General features: G+C 36.1%; 21 protein-coding genes and 6 pseudogenes. 25 read left to right on the plus strand and 2 right to left on the minus strand.

Annotation, left to right across the window (positions count from 1 at the left end):
* Positions 1 to 14: 14 nt before the first annotated feature.
* Complete coding sequence (locus tag OWR28_RS10700; RefSeq protein WP_332386606.1) at positions 15 to 842, minus strand: SAM hydrolase/SAM-dependent halogenase family protein; 828 nt, start codon at positions 840 to 842, stop codon at positions 15 to 17.
* A gap of 130 nt (positions 843 to 972) precedes the next feature.
* On the opposite strand from OWR28_RS10700, the gene OWR28_RS10705 reads away from it, so the two are divergent.
* The 7 genes from OWR28_RS10705 to OWR28_RS10735 all read left to right on the plus strand — a co-directional run bounded on the left by OWR28_RS10705 (position 973) and on the right by OWR28_RS10735 (position 5,923).
* Positions 973 to 1,920 carry a PhoH family protein gene (locus OWR28_RS10705; RefSeq protein ID WP_332386607.1) on the plus strand — a complete coding sequence of 316 codons (948 nt, stop codon included), beginning with the start codon at positions 973 to 975 and terminating at the stop codon, positions 1,918 to 1,920.
* Positions 1,921 to 2,046: 126 nt separating this feature from the next.
* Positions 2,047 to 2,712: a porin family protein gene (locus tag OWR28_RS10710; protein WP_332386608.1), complete on the plus strand. Its 666-nt coding sequence runs from the start codon at positions 2,047 to 2,049 to the stop codon at positions 2,710 to 2,712.
* A 133-nt stretch (positions 2,713 to 2,845) separates the two neighbouring features.
* Complete coding sequence (locus OWR28_RS10715; protein ID WP_332386609.1) at positions 2,846 to 3,343, plus strand: hypothetical protein; 498 nt, start codon at positions 2,846 to 2,848, stop codon at positions 3,341 to 3,343.
* Positions 3,344 to 3,801: 458 nt separating this feature from the next.
* Positions 3,802 to 4,056 carry a hypothetical protein gene (locus OWR28_RS10720; RefSeq protein WP_332386610.1) on the plus strand — a complete coding sequence of 85 codons (255 nt, stop codon included), beginning with the start codon at positions 3,802 to 3,804 and terminating at the stop codon, positions 4,054 to 4,056.
* Between the two features lie 32 nt (positions 4,057 to 4,088).
* Positions 4,089 to 4,445 (plus strand): hypothetical protein, encoded by a 357-nt coding sequence (locus OWR28_RS10725; RefSeq protein ID WP_332386611.1) that lies wholly within the window; start codon positions 4,089 to 4,091, stop codon positions 4,443 to 4,445.
* 73 nt (positions 4,446 to 4,518) lie between these two features.
* Positions 4,519 to 5,181, plus strand: coding sequence for an outer membrane beta-barrel protein (locus OWR28_RS10730; RefSeq protein WP_332386612.1), 663 nt, complete (start codon positions 4,519 to 4,521; stop codon positions 5,179 to 5,181).
* The gene (locus OWR28_RS10735; protein ID WP_332386613.1) at positions 5,171 to 5,923 is read left to right on the plus strand and encodes a porin family protein; all 753 of its coding nucleotides are present in this window, start codon (positions 5,171 to 5,173) and stop codon (positions 5,921 to 5,923) included. The genes OWR28_RS10730 and OWR28_RS10735 overlap by 11 nt, the downstream gene beginning before the upstream one ends.
* Before the next feature lie 76 nt (positions 5,924 to 5,999).
* On the opposite strand, the pseudogene ffh reads toward OWR28_RS10735, so the two are convergent.
* Positions 6,000 to 7,360, minus strand: a pseudogene (gene ffh / locus OWR28_RS10740) (signal recognition particle protein).
* A gap of 106 nt (positions 7,361 to 7,466) precedes the next feature.
* On the opposite strand from ffh, the gene OWR28_RS10745 reads away from it, so the two are divergent.
* The 18 genes and pseudogenes from OWR28_RS10745 to OWR28_RS10830 all read left to right on the plus strand — a co-directional run bounded on the left by OWR28_RS10745 (position 7,467) and on the right by OWR28_RS10830 (position 22,051).
* The gene (locus OWR28_RS10745; RefSeq protein ID WP_332386614.1) at positions 7,467 to 7,907 is read left to right on the plus strand and encodes a hypothetical protein; all 441 of its coding nucleotides are present in this window, start codon (positions 7,467 to 7,469) and stop codon (positions 7,905 to 7,907) included.
* A gap of 58 nt (positions 7,908 to 7,965) precedes the next feature.
* A complete protein-coding gene (gene atpB / locus OWR28_RS10750; RefSeq protein ID WP_332386615.1) occupies positions 7,966 to 9,063 on the plus strand; it encodes a F0F1 ATP synthase subunit A in 1,098 nt (365 codons plus the stop codon).
* Between the two features lie 45 nt (positions 9,064 to 9,108).
* Entirely contained in the window at positions 9,109 to 9,303 is a 195-nt protein-coding gene (gene atpE, locus OWR28_RS10755; protein WP_002979108.1) for an ATP synthase F0 subunit C, read from the plus strand.
* 81 nt (positions 9,304 to 9,384) lie between these two features.
* Positions 9,385 to 9,882, plus strand: coding sequence for a F0F1 ATP synthase subunit B (locus tag OWR28_RS10760; RefSeq protein WP_002979110.1), 498 nt, complete (start codon positions 9,385 to 9,387; stop codon positions 9,880 to 9,882).
* 2 nt (positions 9,883 to 9,884) lie between these two features.
* Positions 9,885 to 10,423: pseudogene (atpH, locus tag OWR28_RS10765) on the plus strand (ATP synthase F1 subunit delta).
* A gap of 16 nt (positions 10,424 to 10,439) precedes the next feature.
* Positions 10,440 to 12,017, plus strand: coding sequence for a F0F1 ATP synthase subunit alpha (gene atpA / locus OWR28_RS10770; RefSeq protein ID WP_002979113.1), 1,578 nt, complete (start codon positions 10,440 to 10,442; stop codon positions 12,015 to 12,017).
* Between the two features lie 76 nt (positions 12,018 to 12,093).
* Positions 12,094 to 12,957 carry an ATP synthase F1 subunit gamma gene (gene atpG, locus OWR28_RS10775; protein WP_002979116.1) on the plus strand — a complete coding sequence of 288 codons (864 nt, stop codon included), beginning with the start codon at positions 12,094 to 12,096 and terminating at the stop codon, positions 12,955 to 12,957.
* Between the two features lie 264 nt (positions 12,958 to 13,221).
* Positions 13,222 to 14,579, plus strand: a pseudogene (locus OWR28_RS10780) (hemolysin family protein).
* A gap of 15 nt (positions 14,580 to 14,594) precedes the next feature.
* Positions 14,595 to 14,900, plus strand: a complete 306-nt coding sequence (locus tag OWR28_RS10785; RefSeq protein ID WP_002979120.1) for an ATP-dependent Clp protease adaptor ClpS — start codon at positions 14,595 to 14,597, stop codon at positions 14,898 to 14,900.
* Between the two features lie 211 nt (positions 14,901 to 15,111).
* Positions 15,112 to 15,726, plus strand: a complete 615-nt coding sequence (udk, locus tag OWR28_RS10790) for a uridine kinase (protein ID WP_002979122.1) — start codon at positions 15,112 to 15,114, stop codon at positions 15,724 to 15,726.
* A gap of 4 nt (positions 15,727 to 15,730) precedes the next feature.
* A pseudogene (locus OWR28_RS10795) lies at positions 15,731 to 16,086 on the plus strand (FtsB family cell division protein).
* Positions 16,087 to 16,407: 321 nt separating this feature from the next.
* Positions 16,408 to 17,345 (plus strand): annotated as a pseudogene (locus OWR28_RS10800) (methylmalonyl-CoA mutase family protein).
* Between the two features lie 75 nt (positions 17,346 to 17,420).
* Positions 17,421 to 17,800 (plus strand): annotated as a pseudogene (locus tag OWR28_RS10805) (GxxExxY protein).
* A 33-nt stretch (positions 17,801 to 17,833) separates the two neighbouring features.
* The gene (locus OWR28_RS10810) at positions 17,834 to 18,982 is read left to right on the plus strand and encodes a class I SAM-dependent methyltransferase (RefSeq protein WP_332386616.1); all 1,149 of its coding nucleotides are present in this window, start codon (positions 17,834 to 17,836) and stop codon (positions 18,980 to 18,982) included.
* A gap of 136 nt (positions 18,983 to 19,118) precedes the next feature.
* A complete protein-coding gene (locus OWR28_RS10815) occupies positions 19,119 to 19,388 on the plus strand; it encodes a hypothetical protein (RefSeq protein ID WP_232720057.1) in 270 nt (89 codons plus the stop codon).
* Positions 19,389 to 19,544: 156 nt separating this feature from the next.
* A complete protein-coding gene (locus OWR28_RS10820; protein WP_332386617.1) occupies positions 19,545 to 20,924 on the plus strand; it encodes a dipeptidase in 1,380 nt (459 codons plus the stop codon).
* A 210-nt stretch (positions 20,925 to 21,134) separates the two neighbouring features.
* On the plus strand, positions 21,135 to 21,344 hold the full coding sequence (locus OWR28_RS10825) for a hypothetical protein (RefSeq protein ID WP_332386618.1): 210 nt from the start codon (positions 21,135 to 21,137) through the stop codon (positions 21,342 to 21,344).
* Between the two features lie 113 nt (positions 21,345 to 21,457).
* A complete protein-coding gene (locus tag OWR28_RS10830; RefSeq protein WP_332386619.1) occupies positions 21,458 to 22,051 on the plus strand; it encodes a T9SS type A sorting domain-containing protein in 594 nt (197 codons plus the stop codon).
* The last annotated feature ends 67 nt before the right edge of the window (positions 22,052 to 22,118 follow it).

Raw genomic sequence — 22,118 nt, forward strand, 5'->3', positions numbered from 1 at the left:
AGAAATATATAATCTTAGCTAAATTCGATGTAAATATTTTCTCCCACATTCAGTCCAAACAGGCTTTTGGCGCCGTTTTTCTTGCTTCCTTTGTAGATGGTAAGCTCCAATAGCTGGCTATCATTGAAAATAGCAGCAGACTGTCCGTGGAATTCCGTCTCTCTGTCCCAGTCCGAAACCACTTCCGTATGGCTGGAAAATATCCTTGAAAGGCTTAAATTTCTGAATTTTATGGTAAAACCATTGTAGCCTTTACTGATATTTTCGAAAAAATCTTTATTAATATTTGATATTATATTTCCGAAATTGTCAATATAGGTAACTTCTCCAATGATCATACCTTCCGATTCATTGTAAACAGCCCTCGGGAACATTAATTGTTTCGCAGAATGTATTTTTCTTCCTATCACTTCAGGAAGCCCGCCATTGGCAAGATGTACCGCTGCAGGAACAAAAATATCCGTAGAAGTAAAGTTGATGACATCATCAAAGCGGTTGTTCAGCGTAAGTTCATAGATCGCTTCGGGCTTAATGTCAAAAAAGATAAGGCTTAAAAGGCCGTTATCTGCTGCCAGAAAGTAAGATCCGTCAGCTTTATAAATGATATTTTTTCTTGATTTGTGGTGAAAACTGTCTACCGAAAGGATATGGATGCTTCCTTTAGGGAAATATTTGTATGCATTTCTTACAATATACGAAGTCTGTATAAGGTTAAACGCCTGGATTTCGTGGGTGATATCAATAATATTAACCTCAGGGTTTAGAGACAGAATTTTGCCTTTTACAGCGGCAACTCTGTAGTCCAAATTTCCGAAATCCGAAGTAAGGGTAATAATTGACATGAGTAATTTTAGAATAGTGTAGTATTGCAAAGTTATTTAAATAAAAAGAAAGCCCGAAAGATTGTTGAAAAGAATTTGATATAAATTTGAAAAAAGCTTTAATTTTAAAATCTAAAAATAAAAATACTGCATGTTTGAATTAACATATGATTTGGAAGATATCGACGCGAAAATCTTCTATGGAGTTAATAACCAATATTTCAACTTAATAAAATCAAGCTTTCCAACCATTAAAATTACAGGAAGAGATCATTTTATCTTTGCTATGGGGAATCAGGAGGCTTTAGACATACTGAAACAAAAACTGGATGATATTGTCAGTTTTATCTCCAAAAACAATTCAATAGGACTGAAAGACGTTGAAAATATATTGAATATTAAAGACGAAAACGAGAAACAGCTGGTGTTCGACCAGGATATTATCGTAAAAGGAGTCAACGGAAAAGTGATTAAGGCTAAGACGACCAATCTTAAAAAACTGGTGAAGGAAACGGAGAAAAAAGACATGGTCTTTGCCATTGGTCCTGCAGGAACCGGAAAAACATATACCAGTGTGGCATTGGCTGCAAGAGCTTTAAGAGATAAAGAAGTAAAAAGAATTATCCTGACAAGGCCAGCTGTAGAAGCAGGGGAAAGCCTGGGATTCCTTCCCGGTGACCTTAAAGAAAAGCTCGATCCGTATTTACAGCCATTGTACGATGCACTTCGTGATATGATTCCTCATGAGAAACTGGAAGGTTTCATGGAAAAGAAAGTCATTGAAGTGGCACCATTGGCCTTCATGAGAGGGCGTACGCTGGACGATGCTTTTGTGATTCTTGATGAAGCACAGAACACTACCCATGCACAGATGAAAATGTTCCTGACCAGAATGGGGATGAATGCCAAGTTCATTATCACAGGAGATCCAAGTCAGATTGACCTTCCGAAAAATCAACAGTCAGGTCTGAAGGAGGCTATGAGGATTTTAAACGGGGTGAAGGAGATCGGATTTGTACATCTTACAGAAGAAGATGTGGTAAGACACCCGGTAGTAAGAAAGATTATCCTTGCTTATAACGATGAAGAAAAAGATTGAGAAATGACTAATTCTGTATCAGTAAAAGTTTTGTTAACCTTTTATTAACCTTAAAATTAAGACAAAATTTGGTGTTTTAAAAAAAATAATTAGTTTCGCAGTCCTTAAATGTAAAACTAATTAAACATGAAAAAACTTTTACTTGCTGCAGCAGTCGCTGTAATGGGAATTTCTGCAAATGCACAAGAATTCCGATTTGGTCCAAAAGCCGGATACTCTTATTCTACAGTTAAATTAAAAGGAGATAATCAGTCTGAAACTTCAGATCCTTTGCATACATTTTATATCGGTGGTATCGCTGAATATAAACTGAGTGATAAATTTGCCCTACAGGGAGAACTTTTATACTCACCGCTTGGGGGAAAAATAAATGTAGCTGAAGCTGATCCGGAAGATCCGACAACCTTTTTAAATGTAAAAGCAAAGCAGACCTATCATACTTTATTGGTTCCTATTTCTGCTAAGTATTTCATTACAGAAGGATTATCAGTTTCTGCAGGAGCAAGCTTCGGATTTATTCTTTCTGCCAAGCAAAAGCTTACTGCTGACTTTGGATTCGGAATTCCTGGGTTCGAACTTGATGCCAATGACGAAAGAGATATCAAAGACCAGCTGAATACCTTGAACATCGCTCCATTCCTGGGTGCAGAATATGCATTGGAAAACGGATTGTTCTTTGATGCAAGGTACAATCTTGGAGTTTCTAACCTTGCTAAACATGCTGAAGGGAATGAAAAGTTAACCAACAGCTTCGTACAGGTAGGTGTAGGTTTCAAATTCGGAGGAAACTAATTCTGGAATTTTAATATCAATCATGATATAAAGCAGGGCAAATTTTTGTCCTGCTTTTTTCGTTGTAGACTGTTTTGTCTTAATGATGAAAATAATTAGTATTTTTGCAAAGTAAAATTTAAACTTAAAAAAAATGAAAAAACTATTATTACTAGGTGCTTTTGCACTTTTAGGAGGTGTTGCCCAGGCGCAGGAAGGTTTCAAATTGGGTGGACATATTGGTGTTCCTGTATCTGATGCAAGTGATGTATCTTCATTTACATTAGGTGTGGATGCTGCTTATATGTGGAATATTACTAAAGGTTTCGACCTTGGGGTAACAACAGGATATTCTCATTTCTTTGGAAAAGATAACTTTGATGATTTCGGATTTGTTCCTGTAGCTGTTTCCGGGAAATATAAATTTAAAGGTGCTCCTGTTTTTGTAGGATTAGACCTTGGATATGGTATTTCTACAAAGGATGGGGTAGATGGAGGCTTCTATGCACAGCCTAAATTCGGATACCAGATGTCCAAAGGAGAGTTGTATATCGGATATCAGTCTATCAGTAACAGACGTGATTATGGTTGGTACAAGCATAATTGGAACGTAGGAGCTGTCAACTTAGGATTTAACTTCTTTATCAAATAAAGACAGCTTAAAAATAACTGAACTCCGGCCGAAGGCCGGAGTTTTTTAATATATAATAAGCTATACGGATGTTTTTTGACGGAAGTTTTTAAATAAAATGGACGTTACAGCGGACACAAAAGCGAAAAACAGAACCGGATAATAAACATTTGTTTGAATTTTAAGAGTTAATAACTTAAAAATTAACAATTTAGGTTAATTGTTTTTGGCATTTTCCCAGAACTCAAAGTAATATAGAGAAAAAACAAAAATTTAAAAAATTAAATATATCTGGCTCTTGTTGATAAAATGTGATTTTTTTATTCATAATATTGTGAAAAACTCAAAAGTATCTCTTAGGTAGGATTTATTTTTATAAAACCCTAAAATTTAGTACTGATATTAATCACATTAACAAATTTTAATATTCGTGGCGGCCACTGTAAATTTGCCCTCAGAAAGTATTAAAATTTTTTACAATGAAAAAAATATTATTAGCGGGTGCTGTTGCACTTTTTGGTTTATCAAACGCTCAAATTGCTAAAGGAACTACATATTTATCAGGATCTGTTGGTTATTCTCAGGAAGAAACTAACAACGGTAACGATAAAAAAGAAAACTTCAACGTATTACCTACAGTTGGATATTTCGTAAACACTAACTTAGCTATCGGATTAGGAGTTGGTTACCAAACTGAAAAAATACCCTTACTAGTACTGTGGGTAACACAGTAAGCGAAAGCGTAACTAAGCAACCAGCTTTTGTTGTGGCTCCATTCGTAAGAAAATACTGGACTTTATCTGATAAGTTATATTTCTTCGGTCAATTAGCAGTTCCAATGCAGTTTGGAAAAACTGAAAATGAAACTAACTCTGTAACTACAGTAGGAAACACAGTTGTTACAAGCTCTACTTCTACTGAAGCTAAATACACTAAAATTGGTGTTACTGTGAAGCCAGGTTTAGATTATTTCTTAAACAAAAACTGGTCTATCGAAGCTACTATCGGTGAGTTCGGTTATAGCAACTACAAACCAAAAGATGGTGATGCTACAAACAACTACAACTTCGGATTGAATTTATCTTCTGTAACTTTCGGAGTTAAATATGTATTTGCAAAATAATAAACAAAGCATATAGCAAGAAAGCCCTGAGAAACTCTTAGGGCTTTTTTTCTGTAAAACTAATATAATAATCATGAAAAAAATCGTATTGATGGGCGCTGTAGCACTTTTCGGTTTATCGAATGCACAGATTGCAAAAGGAACTTCTTATCTTTCAGGTCAGGTAGAATATTATCATAATGAAAAGAATGAATTCGAAACCAAAACAAAGGATGATGTAATCAGAATTCTTCCTACAGCTGGTTATTTCGTTGGTAACAACTTGGCAATAGGGCTTGGTATAGGCTATAAGAGTGCTGTTACAAAATATAACGTAAGTGGTTTTGGATTCCTTAATACAATTGAAATTAAAAATACGGATAATGCATTTGTTGTTGCTCCCTTTGTGAGAAAATACTGGACTTTATCCGATAAATTATACATCTTCGGACAACTACAGGTTCCATTGGAATTCGGTAATGAAAAACTGGATTTTAACAGTGAAGGTGATGGCGGAGATCCTATACTTTCCGCTCCGTTTACAGAAAAAAATAACTACACCAACATCGGAGTGAATATTAAGCCGGGTCTGGATTATTTCCTGACTAAGAACTGGTCAATTGAAGCTACAATAGGAGAATTCGGGTACAATACTTACAAAAAAGACATTGAAGGAGCAAAAAGAACTGATAATTACAAATTTGGAATCAGTTTAAGTTCCGTGACTTTTGGAGTTAAATATGTATTTGCAAAATAATAGACAAGAATATACTTTAGCCCTGGGTCGATATTCCGGGCTTTTTAAGTTTGAAAACTATTTAATTAATAATCATGAAAAAATCTTATTAGCGTCTGCAATCGCTTTATTTGCAGGTCTGAATGCACAAACTACATTCGGTGTGAAAGCAGGTTATGCTTTATCAAAATTAAATTCCAGCGAGGGTGATTTCGAATTTGGAGGATTCGAAGCCAGTTTAAAATCCAAATCAGGGTTTTATATCGGAGGTTTGGTTGAGCATAAATTCAATAATAAGTTTGCCGTTCAGGGAGAGGTAGAATACGCTAATCTTGGCGGAAAAGCTGAAGTTGGAATACCAGGTACAGGTATTACTTTAACTGAAAAGATGAATCTTAACAGAATTGTTATTCCTGTATCTGCAAGATATTATGCAACGCCGGAACTAGGAATTTATGCAGGTCCTTATGTAAGTTTTAAAACGAATAATAAAGCAAAATTTGAAGTAAGTGGTCCTAATGCCGGTATGGTAGATCCTTCCGGGCTTAAAGAAGGAGAACGTTATTTGGAAAAAGAGCTGAATGACGGTTTGAAATCTACCGATTTTGGTCTATTCCTGGGAGCGGATTACAACGTATACAAAGGATTATTTGTAGATGCACGTTATAGCTTTGGTCTTACCAATATGATCAAGAATCCTGCGGATGGTGAAACATTAAAAATGAATTTCTTCCAGTTAGGAGTAGGATACAAGTTTAAATAGACAGATATCTATATAAAAACAAAAACTCTCAGAATTTCTGAGAGTTTTTTTATGAATGATTTTGTCTTTCTTTTTCTTATTTTCCGAACATTCCACCCATTCCAGGCATATTCGGCATTTTGCTCATCATCTGCATCATTTGTTTTCCCTGAGGTCCCTGCATCATCTTCATCATTTTACCCATCTGGTCAAATTGCTTCATCAATTGATTCACATCTTCGATTTTTCTTCCGGCACCTTTGGCAATCCTGTTTTTTCTTTGTGTATTGATAATAGAAGGTTTTCTTCTTTCTTCAGGAGTCATAGAGTAGATAATTGCCTCAATATGCTTGAATGCGTCATCGCTGATTTCTACATCCTTGATTGCTTTTCCTACTCCGGGAATCATTCCCATCAGATCCTTCATATTACCCATCTTCTTGATCTGGTTGATCTGCTTAAGGAAATCGTCAAAACCGAACTCGTTTTTAGCAATTTTTTTGTGAAGTTTTTTAGCTTCTTCTTCATCAAACTGCTCCTGAGCTCTTTCTACTAAGGAAACAACGTCTCCCATTCCCAGGATTCTGTCCGCCATCCTTTCCGGGTAGAAAAGATCCAAAGCTTCCATTTTTTCTCCTGTGGAGATAAATTTGATTGGCTTTTCAACAACAGAACGGATTGTTAAAGCAGCACCCCTCTTGTATCACCGTCTAATTTTGTTAGAACAACTCCGTCAAAATTCAAAGCATCGTTAAATGCTTTTGCTGTATTCACCGCATCCTGACCTGTCATAGAGTCTACTACGAAAAGGGTTTCCTGCGGTTTGATGAAATAATGTACGGATTTGATCTCGTTCATCATCTGCTCATCAATCGCCAAACGGCCTGCAGTATCCACAATCACAACATCATGACCGTTTGATTTTGCAAAATTGATCGCATTTTCAGCAATTGTAGACGGGTTGGTAGAACCTTCTTCAGTGTAAACGGGAACCTTGATCTGCCCTCCCAATACTTTCAGCTGGTCAATCGCAGCAGGACGGTATACGTCACATGCTACCAGTAAAGGTTTCTTATTTCTTTTTGTTTGTAAATAATTAGCAAGCTTTCCTGAGAAAGTTGTCTTACCGGATCCCTGAAGACCTGCAATAAGGATTACAGTTGGTTTTCCTGAAAGATTGATTCCCTCCTGAGAACCTCCCATCAGGTCTACCAGTTCGTCATGAACAATTTTTGTCATCAGCTGTCCCGGTGTAAGGGAAGTGAGAACATTTTGTCCTAATGCTTTATCCTGAACTCTTTTTGTAAGGTCTTTTGCAACTTTATAGTTAACGTCGGCATCCACCAATGCTCTGCGGATTTCCTTTACGGTTTCCGCCACGTTGATTTCAGTAATTTTTCCTCTACCGGAAATATTATGCAATGCCTTGTCTAATTTATCCTGTAAACTATTAAACATATTTATTGTAAATTATAGGTTTGCAAAAATAAGGAATTTTTAGCATATCCAAAGTGTTTGGGCACGTAATATTATATATATACGCAATATTATTATACAGAGAAAAATGATATATATCAAATCATATGATAATACGATAGAAAAAGTCTATTTTTGCGATCAATTAAAATATAGAATGAAGATCAATCCCAATATCCTTGTTGTCGTTTTATTCTTTCTGACTTTCCTGGTGCATTTTTCTCTATGGAAATTTGTTTTTCACCTGGATGAAATAGTGATCATAAAATTTTATCTTTTTCTGAGTGTCATGTTTATGATGATGATCACCCTTATCATTTTAATCAATAGGGTAGCGCCGGAATTTTTAGGGTTGTCCGTCATAGGTTTGATTCTTTTAAAATTCGGTTTGATGTACCTAATCAGAAAAAAACTGAACTTTGAAGTGATTCCAGGCTATAAATTTCATTTTATTATCCCATATTTTGTCCTGACAGCACTGCTTACATACTATGCCATCAAGCTGATTAATCATGATAAAAAACAGTAAAATAATTTATTGAAACTAGAAAAAATATCATATTTTTGCACAACGAAAAAACCTATCAATGTTTAAGAAATTCGCAGTTTTATTCTACAGTATTTTTGTATTAAACTTAGTGTCTGCACAGCACGGTGAAGCTACTGCTGGGGCAGCTCCTGCTCAAGAGCTTTCAGAGAAAGACAAAGTAAGCAAGGAAAACAAGGAGTTCATCGATCATCACTTATTAGATGCACATGATTTCACATTGATGGTTGATAAAGAAGGTCACCATATCGGTTTCCCTCTTCCTGTTATTTTCTATGATAATGGTTTCCATTCTTTCATGAGTAACAAAGAAGGGTTCATGCACGGAGAGCCTACGGAAGTAGATGGTTCTTATTATGTACTGCACCATGAGAAAATCTATAAGACGGATGCAAAAGGAACTTTAACACTTGGTGAAGATGGTCATCCAACTAATGAAAAGCCTTTGGATCTTTCTATTACGAAAAGTGTACTGATTATTTTATTGGTGTCAATCTTTATGTTTGTATTATTTGTTGGAATCGCTAAATCTTATAAGAAATCAGCTATCCCTACAGGTGCGGCAAGATTCTTGGAGCCTCTAATCATTTTTGTAAGAGACGAAGTTGCTATTCCTAACATCGGACATAAGTATAAGAGATTTATGGGTTATTTATTAACTGTATTCTTCTTTATCCTTTTCCTTAATGTTCTTGGATTAATGCCTTTCGGAATTAATGTAACTGGTAATATTACAATGACATTCTTCCTTGCGATCCTTACTTATCTGATTACAACATTCTCAGCGAATAAAGATTACTGGAAACACATTTTCTGGATGCCAGGAGTTCCGGTTCCAATGAAACTGATTATGCTTCCTATCGAATTATTAGGAACAATCACTAAACCATTCGCTTTGATGATCCGACTTTTTGCAAACATGACAGCAGGTCACATCGTAGTAATGAGTTTGATCGGATTGATCTACGTATTCAAAAACTTTATTGCAGGTGTTGCATTCCCGTTCCTTACATTGGTAATTTATTTACTAGAGGTATTGGTAGCGTTCTTACAGGCTTATATCTTTACAATGTTATCTGCTCTGTTTATCGGAATGGCAGTAGAAGAGCACGAACACGAACATCATGCTGCTCACTAATTGAAATTTAATTAAAGTAAAACAAATTTTTTAAAATTATATATTATGGAAATCCCTAAAATTGTAGGTGCTGGTATCGTAGTACTAGGTGTAGGTATCGGTCTTGGTAAAATCGGAGCTGCTGCTCTTGAAGCTATCGCTAGACAACCTGAGCAATCTGGAAAAATCCAAACAGCTATGCTTATCGCAGCTGCACTTGTAGAAGGTGTTGCGTTTGCTGCTCTATTCGCAGTAAACTAATTAAAATCAAACCATTATCTGTAACGGTTGGTTGCAGGTAATGGTTCTTTAAAAAGTAATAATTATTTATACATTTATATAATGGAATTAATTCATCAGTTTTCATCAGGATTATTTATTATCCAGTCTGTTATTTTTCTAGCATTATTATTTTTGTTAGGTAAATTCGCTTGGAAACCTATTTTAAAGTCTATCAATGACAGAGAAACCTCTATTGTTGACGCTCTTAATCAAGCTAAATTAGCAAGAAAAGAAATGGAAACTTTAAAAGAGGATAACGAAAGAATCATTCGTGAAGCTAAAATCGAAAGAGATGCTATCCTTAAAGAAGCTAGAGAAATTAAAGACAGAATCGTAGGAGAAGCTAAAGATGTTGCTAAAGCTGAAGGAGACAAAATGATCGAAGCTGCTAAACAGACTATCAATGCTGAGAAAAATGCTGCTATGGCAGACATCAAAACTCAAATCGGTACTTTATCTGTAAACATTGCTGAATCTATCTTGAAGCAAAAGCTAGACAACAGCGAAGCTCAAAACGAATTAGTTCAAAATTATTTAAACAAATCAAACCTTAACTAAGAATGCTTACATCTAAAGTAGCTAAAAGATACGCACAAGGTTTACTTGACTTCACCAACGAAGCAGGGCAAACGGCTACTGTATTTTCAGAAATGAAAGATGTAGTAAAGGTAATGGCTGAATCTAAAGATTTAAACAAGTTTTTCCTTACTCCTTACATCGATTCTAAAAGAAAATAGAAGTAGCAAACGAAATATTCAAAGGTTTATCTGTTTCTTCTCAAAATCTGATCAGATTGGTGATTAAACACGGACGTGAAAACCAATTGAAAAATATCGCTCAGGAATTCATCAACAAAGTAGAAGACCTTAGTGGTGTACAAAGAGTAACGCTTACTACAGCAACTCCGCTTTCAAAAGAAAACCTTGACCAGATTTTAAGATCTACAAATCTTGTAAATGCTGATTCAAACTTTGATCTGAAAGTAAATGTTAAGCCTGAAATTCTTGGAGGATATATTCTGAGAGTAGGTGACCAGCAGGTAGATGCGTCTGTGAAGACAAAACTGAACCAAGTTAAAAAAGATTTCCAATTAAATTAAGAAAAACAACCATACAATGGCAGAAATAAATCCGGCAGAAGTATCTGCGATCTTAAAACAGCAATTGGCCAACTTCGATACTCAATCAAACGTTGAGGAAGTAGGTACAGTTTTAACCATCGGTGATGGTATTGCTCGTGTATACGGGTTAGAAAACGTACAATACGGAGAGTTGGTGAAATTTTCTAGTGATGTAGAAGGTATTGTACTTAACCTTGAAGAAGACAACGTAGGTGTTGCTCTACTTGGTGAAAGTAAATTAGTAAAAGAAGGTGATACAGTAAGAAGAACAAACAGAATCTCTTCTATCAAAGTAGGAGAAGGAATGTTAGGAAGAGTAGTAGATACTCTTGGTAACCCAATCGATGGTAAAGGTCCTATTACTGGGGATTTATACGAAATGCCATTGGAAAGAAAAGCTCCTGGAGTTATCTTCAGACAGCCGGTAACTGAGCCTTTACAGTCAGGTATCGTTGCAATCGACTCTATGATCCCTGTAGGAAGAGGACAGAGAGAGCTTATCATCGGTGACAGACAGACAGGTAAAACTACTGTTGCGATCGATACGATCATCAACCAAAAAGAATTCTTTGATGCTGGTAAACCAGTATATTGTATATATGTTGCTATCGGTCAGAAAGCTTCTACTGTAGCACAAATCGTTAAAACTCTTTCTGATAAAGGAGCTTTAGCATATACTGTAATCGTTGCGGCTAACGCTTCTGATCCGGTTCCGATGCAGGTATATTCTGCGATGGCAGGTGCTGCTATCGGGGAATTCTTCAGAGATACAGGTAGACCGGCGCTTATCGTTTATGATGATTTATCTAAACAGGCTGTTGCTTACCGTGAGCTTTCTCTACTATTAAGAAGACCACCGGGCCGTGAAGCTTATCCTGGAGACGTTTTCTACCTTCACTCAAGACTATTGGAAAGAGCTGCAAAAGTAATCGCTGATGACGAAATTGCTAAGCAAATGAACGATTTGCCAGAGTCTCTTAAGCCAATCGTAAAAGGTGGTGGTTCATTAACAGCCCTTCCGATTATCGAAACTCAGGCTGGTGACGTTTCTGCATATATCCCTACAAACGTAATCTCTATTACAGACGGACAGATCTTCCTGGAGTCTGATCTGTTCAACTCAGGGGTTCGTCCTGCAATTAACGTAGGTATCTCTGTATCAAGGGTAGGAGGTAATGCTCAGATCAAATCAATGAAAAAAGTATCTGGTACGTTGAAGCTTGACCAGGCTCAGTATAAAGAATTGGAAGCGTTTGCTAAGTTCGGTTCTGACCTTGATGCTTCTACGTTGGCAGTAATCTCTAAGGGAGAAAGAAACGTGGAGCTTCTTAAGCAGCCGGTAAACTCACCGCTTCCGGTAGACAGCCAGGTTGCTATGATCTATGCTGGTACTGAGAACTTATTGAGAAACGTTCCATTGAACAAGATTAAAGAATTCCAGCACGAGTATATCGAGTTCCTTAGATCTAAGCACCCTGATACAATGGCTGCTATCAAATCTGGAAAAATCGATAACGATATTACAGGTGTTCTTAAGCAGGCAGCTAACGATTTAGCTTCTAAATACAACTAAAAAATTCAATGTTTAAGGTTTAAAATATAGCGTTTTAAGCCTTAAACTTTAGACCTTAAACTTTGAACCCAAATTAATGGCAAACTTAAAAGAAATACGAGGCAGAATTACGTCAATTTCATCTACGATGCAGATTACACGTGCTATGAAAATGGTTTCCGCAGCGAAACTTAAAAAAGCACAGGACGCAATCGTAATGCTAAGACCTTATTCTGAAAAATTACAGGAGCTTATCCAGAATGTAAATTCTAGCTCTGATCCTGACCAGGTTTCTGTATATGCTCAGAAAAGAGAGGTTAAAAGAGTACTTTTCATCGCTGTTACTTCAAACAGAGGTCTTGCGGGAGCTTTTAACTCTTCTATCGTAAAGGAGCTTAACATCCAGTTCCAGAACAACGCTCAGTATGAGATTGAAGTTCTTCCGGTAGGTAAAAAAGTATATGATGCTGTAAGAAAAAACCGTTCGGTTTATGCTAATGGAAGCTCTGTTTATGATAATCTGAACTTTGATACAGTTGCACATATTACTGAAGGAGTAATGACAAGCTTCAAAGAAGGAAAGTTTGATGAAGTTTATGTTATCTATAACAAATTCGTTAATGCAGCTACTCAGGAAGTAACCACAGAAAAACTTCTTCCGATCTCAATGCCTGAAAATACAGAGCCACAGGTTGAAACTGATTATATTTTTGAACCTAACAGAGCTGAAATCCTTGATAATTTGATTCCAAAGTCTATCAAAACTCAGGTTTTCAAAGCGATCTTAGATTCAGTAGCATCTGAGCACGGAGCGAGAATGACAGCAATGCACAAAGCAACAGATAATGCTCAGGCTTTAAAGAATGATCTTGTGATCTTCTACAACAAAGCAAGACAGGCAGCAATTACCAACGAAATCCTGGAAATTGTTTCCGGAGCAGAAGCTTTGAAAAATTCGTAAAGAATTATTTTAACATACAATTAAAGCACCGAACTGATCGGTGCTTTTTTTATTTTACAGCTTGAAAATGCCATTTAATGTCCAAAAAATGCCTTATTGATGTCATAATGAGAATATACCTCAATTATTTTTTTATTGAGAAAAACAGGCCAGATCACTTCAAATTCATCTTTCAAAATTCCTTCATCGAAATAATCTATCCCGGATTCAGGTTATTTTTATTTTACATATCTTTGTACTTAATAAAATTTATACAACTTCTAAATGGACTCGGACATAGTCAGGCTTTTGCTGGCCTTATTTCTTGTTTTACTAAATGGCTTCTTCGTAGCCGCAGAATTTTCAATTGTTAAAGTTCGTTATTCGCAAATTCAGTTAAAAGCTGCAGAAGGAAATTCTATGGCTAAGCAGGCAGAACATATCATCAAGCATCTTGATGAATATCTTTCCGCTACACAATTAGGAATTACATTGGCATCCCTAGCCCTGGGTTGGGTAGGAGAAAGTGCCCTGCATCATATTGTTGAAAATATTTTCCATTCCCTTAATATGGAAATGAGCCAGGCTTCCATTACTTCGGTATCACTGGTGATCAGTTTCGTATTAATCACCATCATGCACATTGTGTTTGGTGAGCTTATTCCAAAATCAATTGCGATCAGAAAATCTGAAGCAACGACCATGGCAACAGCAGTTCCATTGAGAGTTTTCTACCTGATCTTTAAACCGTTTATCTGGTTGATGAACTCGATGTCAAATGGCTTCCTGAGATTAATCAAAATCCATCCGGCTTCCGAACAGGAGATCCACTCTACGGAAGAACTCCAGCTTCTGGTAAAACAGAGTGCGGATAGCGGCGAGATTGAAGAGGAAAACTATGAGATCATCAAAAATGCATTTGATTTTACAGACCATTCTGCCAAGCAGATCATGGTGCCGAGACAGAATATTACTTCCATAGACTTTGAAGAAGATATCAATGAGATTATCAACAAGATTATGGACAGCGGATATTCCCGTATTCCTGTATATATTGATTCAATTGACAATGTGATCGGGATTTTCTATACCAAGGAAATTATAAGGGAATATGTAAAAAGAAAAGGAGACCTTGATCATGAAGACCTTAAAGATCTCATGAGGGATGCCTTCTTTGTGGTGGAAAGCAAAAAAGTTTCAGATTTACTGAAGACCTTTCAGCTTAAAAAACAGCATATTGCCATTGTTATTGATGAATTCGGAGGAACAGAGGGGATTATTACCCTGGAAGATATTCTTGAAGAGCTGGTAGGGAAATTCAGGACGAAGAAGATGATGAGGAAAAAATCGTTGATAAAATTGCTGAGAATACCTATTGGGTACAGGCTACCCAGCCTTTGGACGAAATCAATGAGTTCTTACCTAAAAAGCTGCCGCTTTCTGAAGAAAGTGAATATAATTCATTAGCAGGATTTATTCTTTACGAACTGGAAGAGATTCCTGAAGAAAATCAGGAGTTTGACCTGGCTAACTACCATTTTAAAATTCTGAAGATGAATAATAAAAGTGTTGAGCTGGTAGAGCTGGTGTATGAAGAGCCCAGCACTGTAGATAACTTGGCAGACAAAATCGGAGAAGTTTAAAACAAAACCGTAACAATGAATTTTTATAACAGTATAAAAGATTACGAAAACCCAAAACGTCAGTATGAAGAAGAAGTCCTTGTTCTGGATGATACGGATGACGTTTATAAGCTGGTACTGCACAATGACGATATTCATACCTTTGATTATGTAATTGACTGCCTGATCGAAATATGCAAACATACCCTGGAGCAGGCTGAGCAATGTACAATTCTTGTTCACTACAAGGGTAAATGTACCGTAAAAACAGGTTCAATGGATGTATTGAAACCTATGCATGAAAAATTAATTTCGCGCGAATTAACAAGCGAAATCGTATAAAAATAAAGTCCGGTAATAAAATTTACCGGATTTTTTTATGAAATCCAGAGAGTAAATTTGAGTAATAACAATAAATCATAAAGACTGGCCGGTTTCCTGAAAATATTTTAATCTTTAAAAGCTTTAATCTTTTAATTTCTCAACACACTTACATTGTCACATTTTATCTAAAATAGTATATTTGCACCAACTATAAAGAAACAAAAAAACAATGCTTGTAATAGGAATTGCCGGTGGTACAGGATCCGGCAAAACTACAGTTGTTGACAAAATACTTCAGCAGCTTGATATTGAGGGAATGAATATCCTCTCTCAGGATAATTATTATCACGACAACCAGGGTCTTACATTGACGGAAAGAGAGGCTTTAAATTATGACCATCCAAAATCAATAGACTTTGACTTACTGATAAAACATGTAAAAGCTTTAAAAAACAACGAGCCGATTGAACAGCCGATTTACAGCTTTGTTACTCATTCCAGAACAGGAGATCATGTCACTGTAGAACCTAAAAACGTATTGGTAGTAGAAGGAATTCTTGTTCTTACCAACAAAGAATTACTGAAAGAATTTGATCTGAAGGTATTCGTTCATGCTGATTCTGACGAAAGATTAATCAGGAGGATCAGAAGGGATACCCAGGAAAGGGGAAGAGATCTAAGTGAGGTGCTGCACCGTTATCAGACCACTTTGAAACCCATGCACCAGGAATTCATTGAGCCGTCTAAAAATGAGGCCGATCTTATTATCCCCAATATGAAGCAGAATTCCGTAGCGATAGATTTTTTAACTACTGTTATTAAAAACTCGTTGAAAAAACATTAAAAAAATGGAAGAAAACAACCTTATCAAAGACATTCAGCCGAAATCTGAAACATTCAAACTTATTCAGAAATATGTTTTGAACAAGTATACCATTACGATCTGTCTGTTTTTGGTATGGATGATTTTTTCGACAAAACCTCATTTCTTGTTATTAACGAACTGAATGGTGAGATTCATAAATATGAAGAGCAGCTGGACTATTATAAAAAAGAGTACGAGAAAAATGATGCTTTTTATAAAAAACTGATGAATAACAAATCAGAGAAAGAAAAATATGCAAGAGAAAATTATTTTATGAAAAAACCGAATGAAGAAATCTTCATTTTGGTGGTAGACAGTACAAAAGCCACTAAGAAATAATAAAGTTGAATAGAATTTCAATGTGAAATATATTTAATTTCAAAAATTCACTTGCCAAGCAAAATTCACTATTGACAATTCACAAATAAAAAACTAATGTCAAATACAGATATACTTTCAAACTGGGAAAATTTAGTCAGAAAACAGCTTAAAACAGAGGATATTTATCCTGTTTTAGAGAAACAGAATCTGGAAGGAATAGAGGTGAAGCCTTTTTATACAGAAGTGCAGAAGCCTTTGGCAAACCTGCCCAGAGTTGAAGAAAGTACCCATCTGGTAGCAAGATACCATGAAAGTCTGGAAGAGGAAGTATTTGCATTTATGCTGGACCAGAACGTAGAAAATCTGGATCAGAAGACTCTTTTTGTGAATAATAAAGATCTTGCAGGGCATATCAGTCCTAAAGAAGAAGATCAGTATTTTTCGCTGATCGATGTTTTTAATGAAAAAGAAGGAAGTATTGATGATCAGCTGGCAAAAGAATTGCTGGCAAAAGGTTTTAAAAGAAACATCTGTGTAGATATATCACTCCACCAGAATGCAGGAGCGGCGATTTATCAGCAGCTTGGTATTGCCCTTGCCAAAACCAAAGAATTGATAGAGGCATACGGTGCTGAAATTGTAAACAAACTTATTTTCAGAATAGCGGTAGGAGGAAACTATTTCTTTGAAATGGCAAAGCTGAGAGCTTTTAAAATAGTCTTTAACCAGCTTTCCAAAGAATACGGACTGGATGAAGTTCCTTACATCTTCGCAGAGACTTCACTGCGAAATAAAGCCATTTCAGACAATGAAAACAATCTGATTCGGTCTACACTGGAACTTGCTTCAGCCATGATTGGAGGAGCTGATGCCGTTTTTTCCAACAATTACCTTGTTGACAGAAGTACAGATAACTCGGAAGAAATTTCCTTCAAGCAACAGATTGTTCTGGCCTACGAAAGTATCATCAATGTATTTGAAGACGCATCTAACGGAAGTTATTATGTTGAAGATATTACCCGTCAGTTTGCTGAAAAAGCATGGGCTTTGTTCGTTGAAATGGAAGAAGCGGGGGATATCTTGAGTTATTAAAACAGGGAGTTGTTCAGAAAAAGATCTACGATCATGCGATTGAAGAACAGCAGTGGATTGAAGAAGGAAAAATAAAGCTGATCGGAGTAAATCTATACCCTAAATTAGACGTTAAAAAGTCTGTTGCTGATCTATACAACGAAAAAGAAATAAAAGCGGTTCGCTGGGCTGAAATGTTTGAATAAACTGTATTGTTCCCGCAGATTTCTCAGATGACACAGATTTTACAGGTAAACTGTAGAAACTAAATTATAACACAAATGAATGAGAATGAGATACGTTTTTACATCAGAAAATCTATTTTTTCTGTATATAGTGAACTGGGACCAGGTTTATTGGAAAAAGTTTACGAGAAAGTTTTGGCACTTGAATTGAAAAATAACGGTTTAAGCGTTAAAACCCAAGTCCCAGTACCCATTACGTTTAAAGGAGTTTTATTGATTCAAGCTTTATTGCAGATATAATTGTGGAGGATAAAGTTATTATCGAAATAAAATCAATTCCTGAAATAATTAATGTTCATCACAAACAGCCCTTAACCTATTTGAAATTGACCAACCTGAAATTAGGAATACTGGTTAATTTCAATACTGATTATATTGATAAAAGTATTATTCGAAAAATAAACGGAAACATTTAATAAGCATAATAATCTGTGCAATTTGTGAAATCTGTGGGAAACAAATTACTAAACAAAGAAATCCAAAACTACATCAATGCAAATCTGAATACAGATTTACACACATTACTGCTGAAAAAATCCCCGTTTCCGGAAGTATCCATGCATGAAATTGCTCAGCAGATCAAAGGAAAACAGGTTGCAGAGAGAAAATTTCCTTTTCTGTTGAAAGAAGGGATCATTTTTCCGCCGCAGCTTAACCTTGAGCAGTCATCATCAGAAAAAACAGCCCTTTACAAATCGGAAACTTTACAAGGAAATAAATTCATTGATCTGACAAGCGGCTTTGGTATTGATGCTTACTACCTGTCTCAAAACTTTGATGATATTACTTTAATAGAGCAGAATACAGAACTTATTGAGATTGTTGAACATAACTGGAAGATTTTAGGACGTCAGGCAAAATTTATCAACAGCAAACTTGAGGATTTCCTAAACGAAAATCAGGAACATTTTGATGTTATTTATCTTGATCCGGCGAGAAGAGACCAGAATAAAAACAAAGTTTTCCTTTTGGAAGATCTGTCGCCTGATATTCTTGAAATTCAGGGAAAATTACAGTCTTTTTCCAATCTGGTAGTCATTAAACTTTCTCCGCTCATTGATCTTAAATACCTTGTTTCAGTGCTGCCGGGTATTGTAAGAATTGATATTATTGCCCTGAAAAACGATGTGAAAGAAGTAGTTGTATTTTTATCCAACAAAAATACGGGCAAGATTCTCTGCAATTGTGTAAACCTTGATAACAATGAATCTGCTTTTACTTACACGTTTGGGGAAGAAGAAACTGCACAAGCTGAATACTCTGAGCCTGAAAAATACATTTATATCCCCAATAATGCTGTTTTGAAAGCGGGAATTTTTAATTTGGTTTCACAGAAATTCGGATTAAAAAAGCTTCACCCGAATAGCCATCTCTATACTTCCGGTGAAAAAATAGAAAACTTTCCGGGAAGAATTTTTGAAATGGTAATAATTGATTCTAAAAGTATTAAGAAAAAAGATCAGTTTAATATTATTTCAAAAAATTACCCTTTAAAACCCGAAGAAATCAAAAAGAAATATGGCTTAAAAGACGGAGGAGACCGGTATCTTATTTTTACACAATCCAAAAAAGGAAAAATTATATTAAAATCAGTATAAAAATGTTGCCGAAAAAAGCAGGATTTCTTACTTTTGGGCAATCAAAAATTTAAGCATGAGATCGCTTGCTGTTTGGAAGATTATACAGACTGAAAATAGTGCGGTTTCATATTACCTTTAAAAAATAATTTTACATATGAAAAAATTAGTGATATGTTTGGCGATTGCAACGGTGGCGGTAAGCTGTAAAAAAGTTCCGCAAGGAGGAAACAGAGGTGCTTTGAAACTTGAAGAAGGAGTAGAAAGATATTCTGATGATCCTCAGGGTGGAGCTCACGGGCATGAAGCTGCTGCAGAGCACAAAGAAGAAACTCCTGCACAACCGGAAGCTGCTGCTCCGAAAACAGACAGTACTGCGGCTGCAAAACCTGCTGAAGCTGAAAAAGCTCCAAAAGCTGAACACTAATTACAAGTACAAAATATATAATTGCCCTGTTTCTGCAGGGCATTTTTTATTAAAAAGAGTGCTATAGGGCTCATTAGCATGACGTTGGGAAAATCCTGCCTTTTTGTTTGTCCCTGCCGGCCATTTTTTTTAATTTTAACAAAATAAATTTTTACAATGCAAGAGACATTAAATTACATTAACGAAAACAAGCAGCGTTTCGTGGATGAATTATTTGAGTTATTGAGAATTCCTTCTATTTCTGCAGATCCCGCGTATAAAGATGACGTTTTGAAATGTGCAGACGTAGTGGCAGAACACCTTAAAAATGCAGGAGCTGATCATGTTGAAGTTTGCCAGACCAAAGGATATCCAATTGTTTTCGGAGAGAAAATTTTAGATAAAAATTTACCAACAGTACTGGTATACGGACATTATGATGTTCAGCCGGCAGATCCGTTGGAATTATGGAACAAACCACCTTTTGAGCCTTATATTGAGAAAACGGAATTACACCCTGAAGGAGCAATCTTTGCCAGAGGCGCTGCAGACGACAAAGGGCAGTTTTTCATGCACCTGAAAGCTTTTGAAGCCATGATGAAAACCAATGCTCTTCCTTGCAACGTTAAATTTATCTTGGAAGGAGAGGAAGAAGTAGGATCCGTAAGTTTAGGCGACTGGGTAAATGAAAATAAAGAAAAATTAGCCTGCGATTGTATCTTAATTTCCGATACACATATTTACAGTAACGAACAACCGACTGTTACAACAGGATTAAGAGGATTAAGCTACGTAGAAGTAGAAGTGGAAGGTCCGAACAGAGATTTACACTCAGGGCTTTACGGAGGAGCGGTTCCAAACCCTATCCACGTTCTTTCAAGAATGATTGCTAATCTGATTGATGAAAACGGTCATATCACCATTGACGGATTCTACGACAATGTAGAAACGGTTTCAGATGCAGAGAGAGCTGAAATGAATAAACTGAAGGACAATCCGGAAGAATTCAAAAAATCAATTGGATTAAGCAATATTGAAGGAGAAAAAGGATACACAACTTTAGAAAGAACATCTATCCGTCCTACCTTAGACTGCAACGGAATCTGGGGTGGTTATACAGGAGAAGGTGCAAAAACGGTAATTCCTTCAAAAGCTTTTGCTAAAATTTCAATGCGTTTGGTTCCTTACCAGACTCCACAGGAAATCACAGAAAAATTCACGAAATATTTTGAAAAAATCGCTCCGGATACAGTAAAAGTTAAAGTGACCCCTCACCACGGAGGGATGCCATATGTTTTACCAACGAATACCAAAGAATTTGCTGCAGCAAAGCAGGCCATGGAATCTGCTTTTGGAAAAGAAGTACTTCCATACAGAGGAGGAGGAAGTATTCCGATTACAGCGATGTTCGAACAGGTTTTAGGCGCTAAGTCTGTACTTATGGGATTCGGATTGGATTCTGACGCCATTCATTCTCCAAACGAACATTATGGACTATTCAACTTCTATAAAGGAATTGAAAGTATTCCGTTATTTTTTGAGAATTATTCAAAATAATTAAACAAAAACAAGATATGATAAGGTATTTCTGAGAAGAGATACCTTATTTTTTTGTTTTATTTTCTATCATAAAATACATTTGGAAGGCTGTTTTTAAAGGGCTGAAAAATTAAATTCCCTGATAATAAAAGCGTTATTTTTTATTTGCAATAAGTTATTTCACTATTCATGGAAAGTTTATATTTTTAATACAAAACTTGAATTACTATGAAAAAATACTACTCAATTGCATTTTTAATATCGTCAGTTTGCATTTTTGCACAGCAGTCCATATCCTTTGAGTCTACTGAGGGATTCAGTACTGGAGATATTAACGGCCAGGCAGGATGGATCAGTACTCCCACTGGAGGGGTTCCTCAAAATGTAACCCATCAGACCGTCAGCCTGGATAAAGCAAGCGATGGCAGCAGCTCCTGAAAATTGTTAAGGAAAATACTTACGGGACCCAGAGTGCACCCATTATCGGAGGGTTTTATAACTTGCCGGCGCCTCTTGCCTGCAACAATTTTTCTGTATCATTCGACATTAATATGTCACAGCTTAACGGCTCTGATTTTGGTTTTCAGGGAGTAAATGATATGGATGACCAGTTTGTTGTGAGGCTGGATTTCGAAAAAACAGGATTGGTAAAGCTCCTGAATACGGTATCAGGCATACAGAACCTGATTCCTGTACCTTCAACCTGGCTGCCTAATATCTGGTATCGGATTAAAGTAGTAGGGACCGCTACGGATGTCAGATATTACCTTAATGATCTGTTGATTTATACAGGCCCGCCAGCAAGTTCTTTGCCTATAAATCAGCTTCGTTTTGTGCATAATAATGCATTGGGTTCTGCCTATATTGATAACATTAAAATCAATAATCAAGCAACTTTATCTACAAAAGATCCGGTTAAAAATGAGGTGAAATTATCTGTTTATCCAAACCCGGCTACTGAGGTTATAAAGATCACAACTTCTCAAAAAATAAGGCATATTGAAGTATATGACCTGTCAGGAAAAAGAATGGATGCAACTGTAAGTGGTGATCAGGTATATGTGAAAAATCTGTCTTCCGGGACTTATTTACTCAATGTGGAAACAGACGGAAGAAATTTTACAGAGAAGTTCATCAAAAAATAATTCCTGATAAATTAGCATCAGCAAAACGTTCCGATTGGGGCGTTTTTGTTATTTTAGAGAATTAAAA

The sequence above is a fragment of the Chryseobacterium sp. 1B4 genome (genome assembly GCF_036631475.1).
Lineage (GTDB): Bacteria > Bacteroidota > Bacteroidia > Flavobacteriales > Weeksellaceae > Chryseobacterium.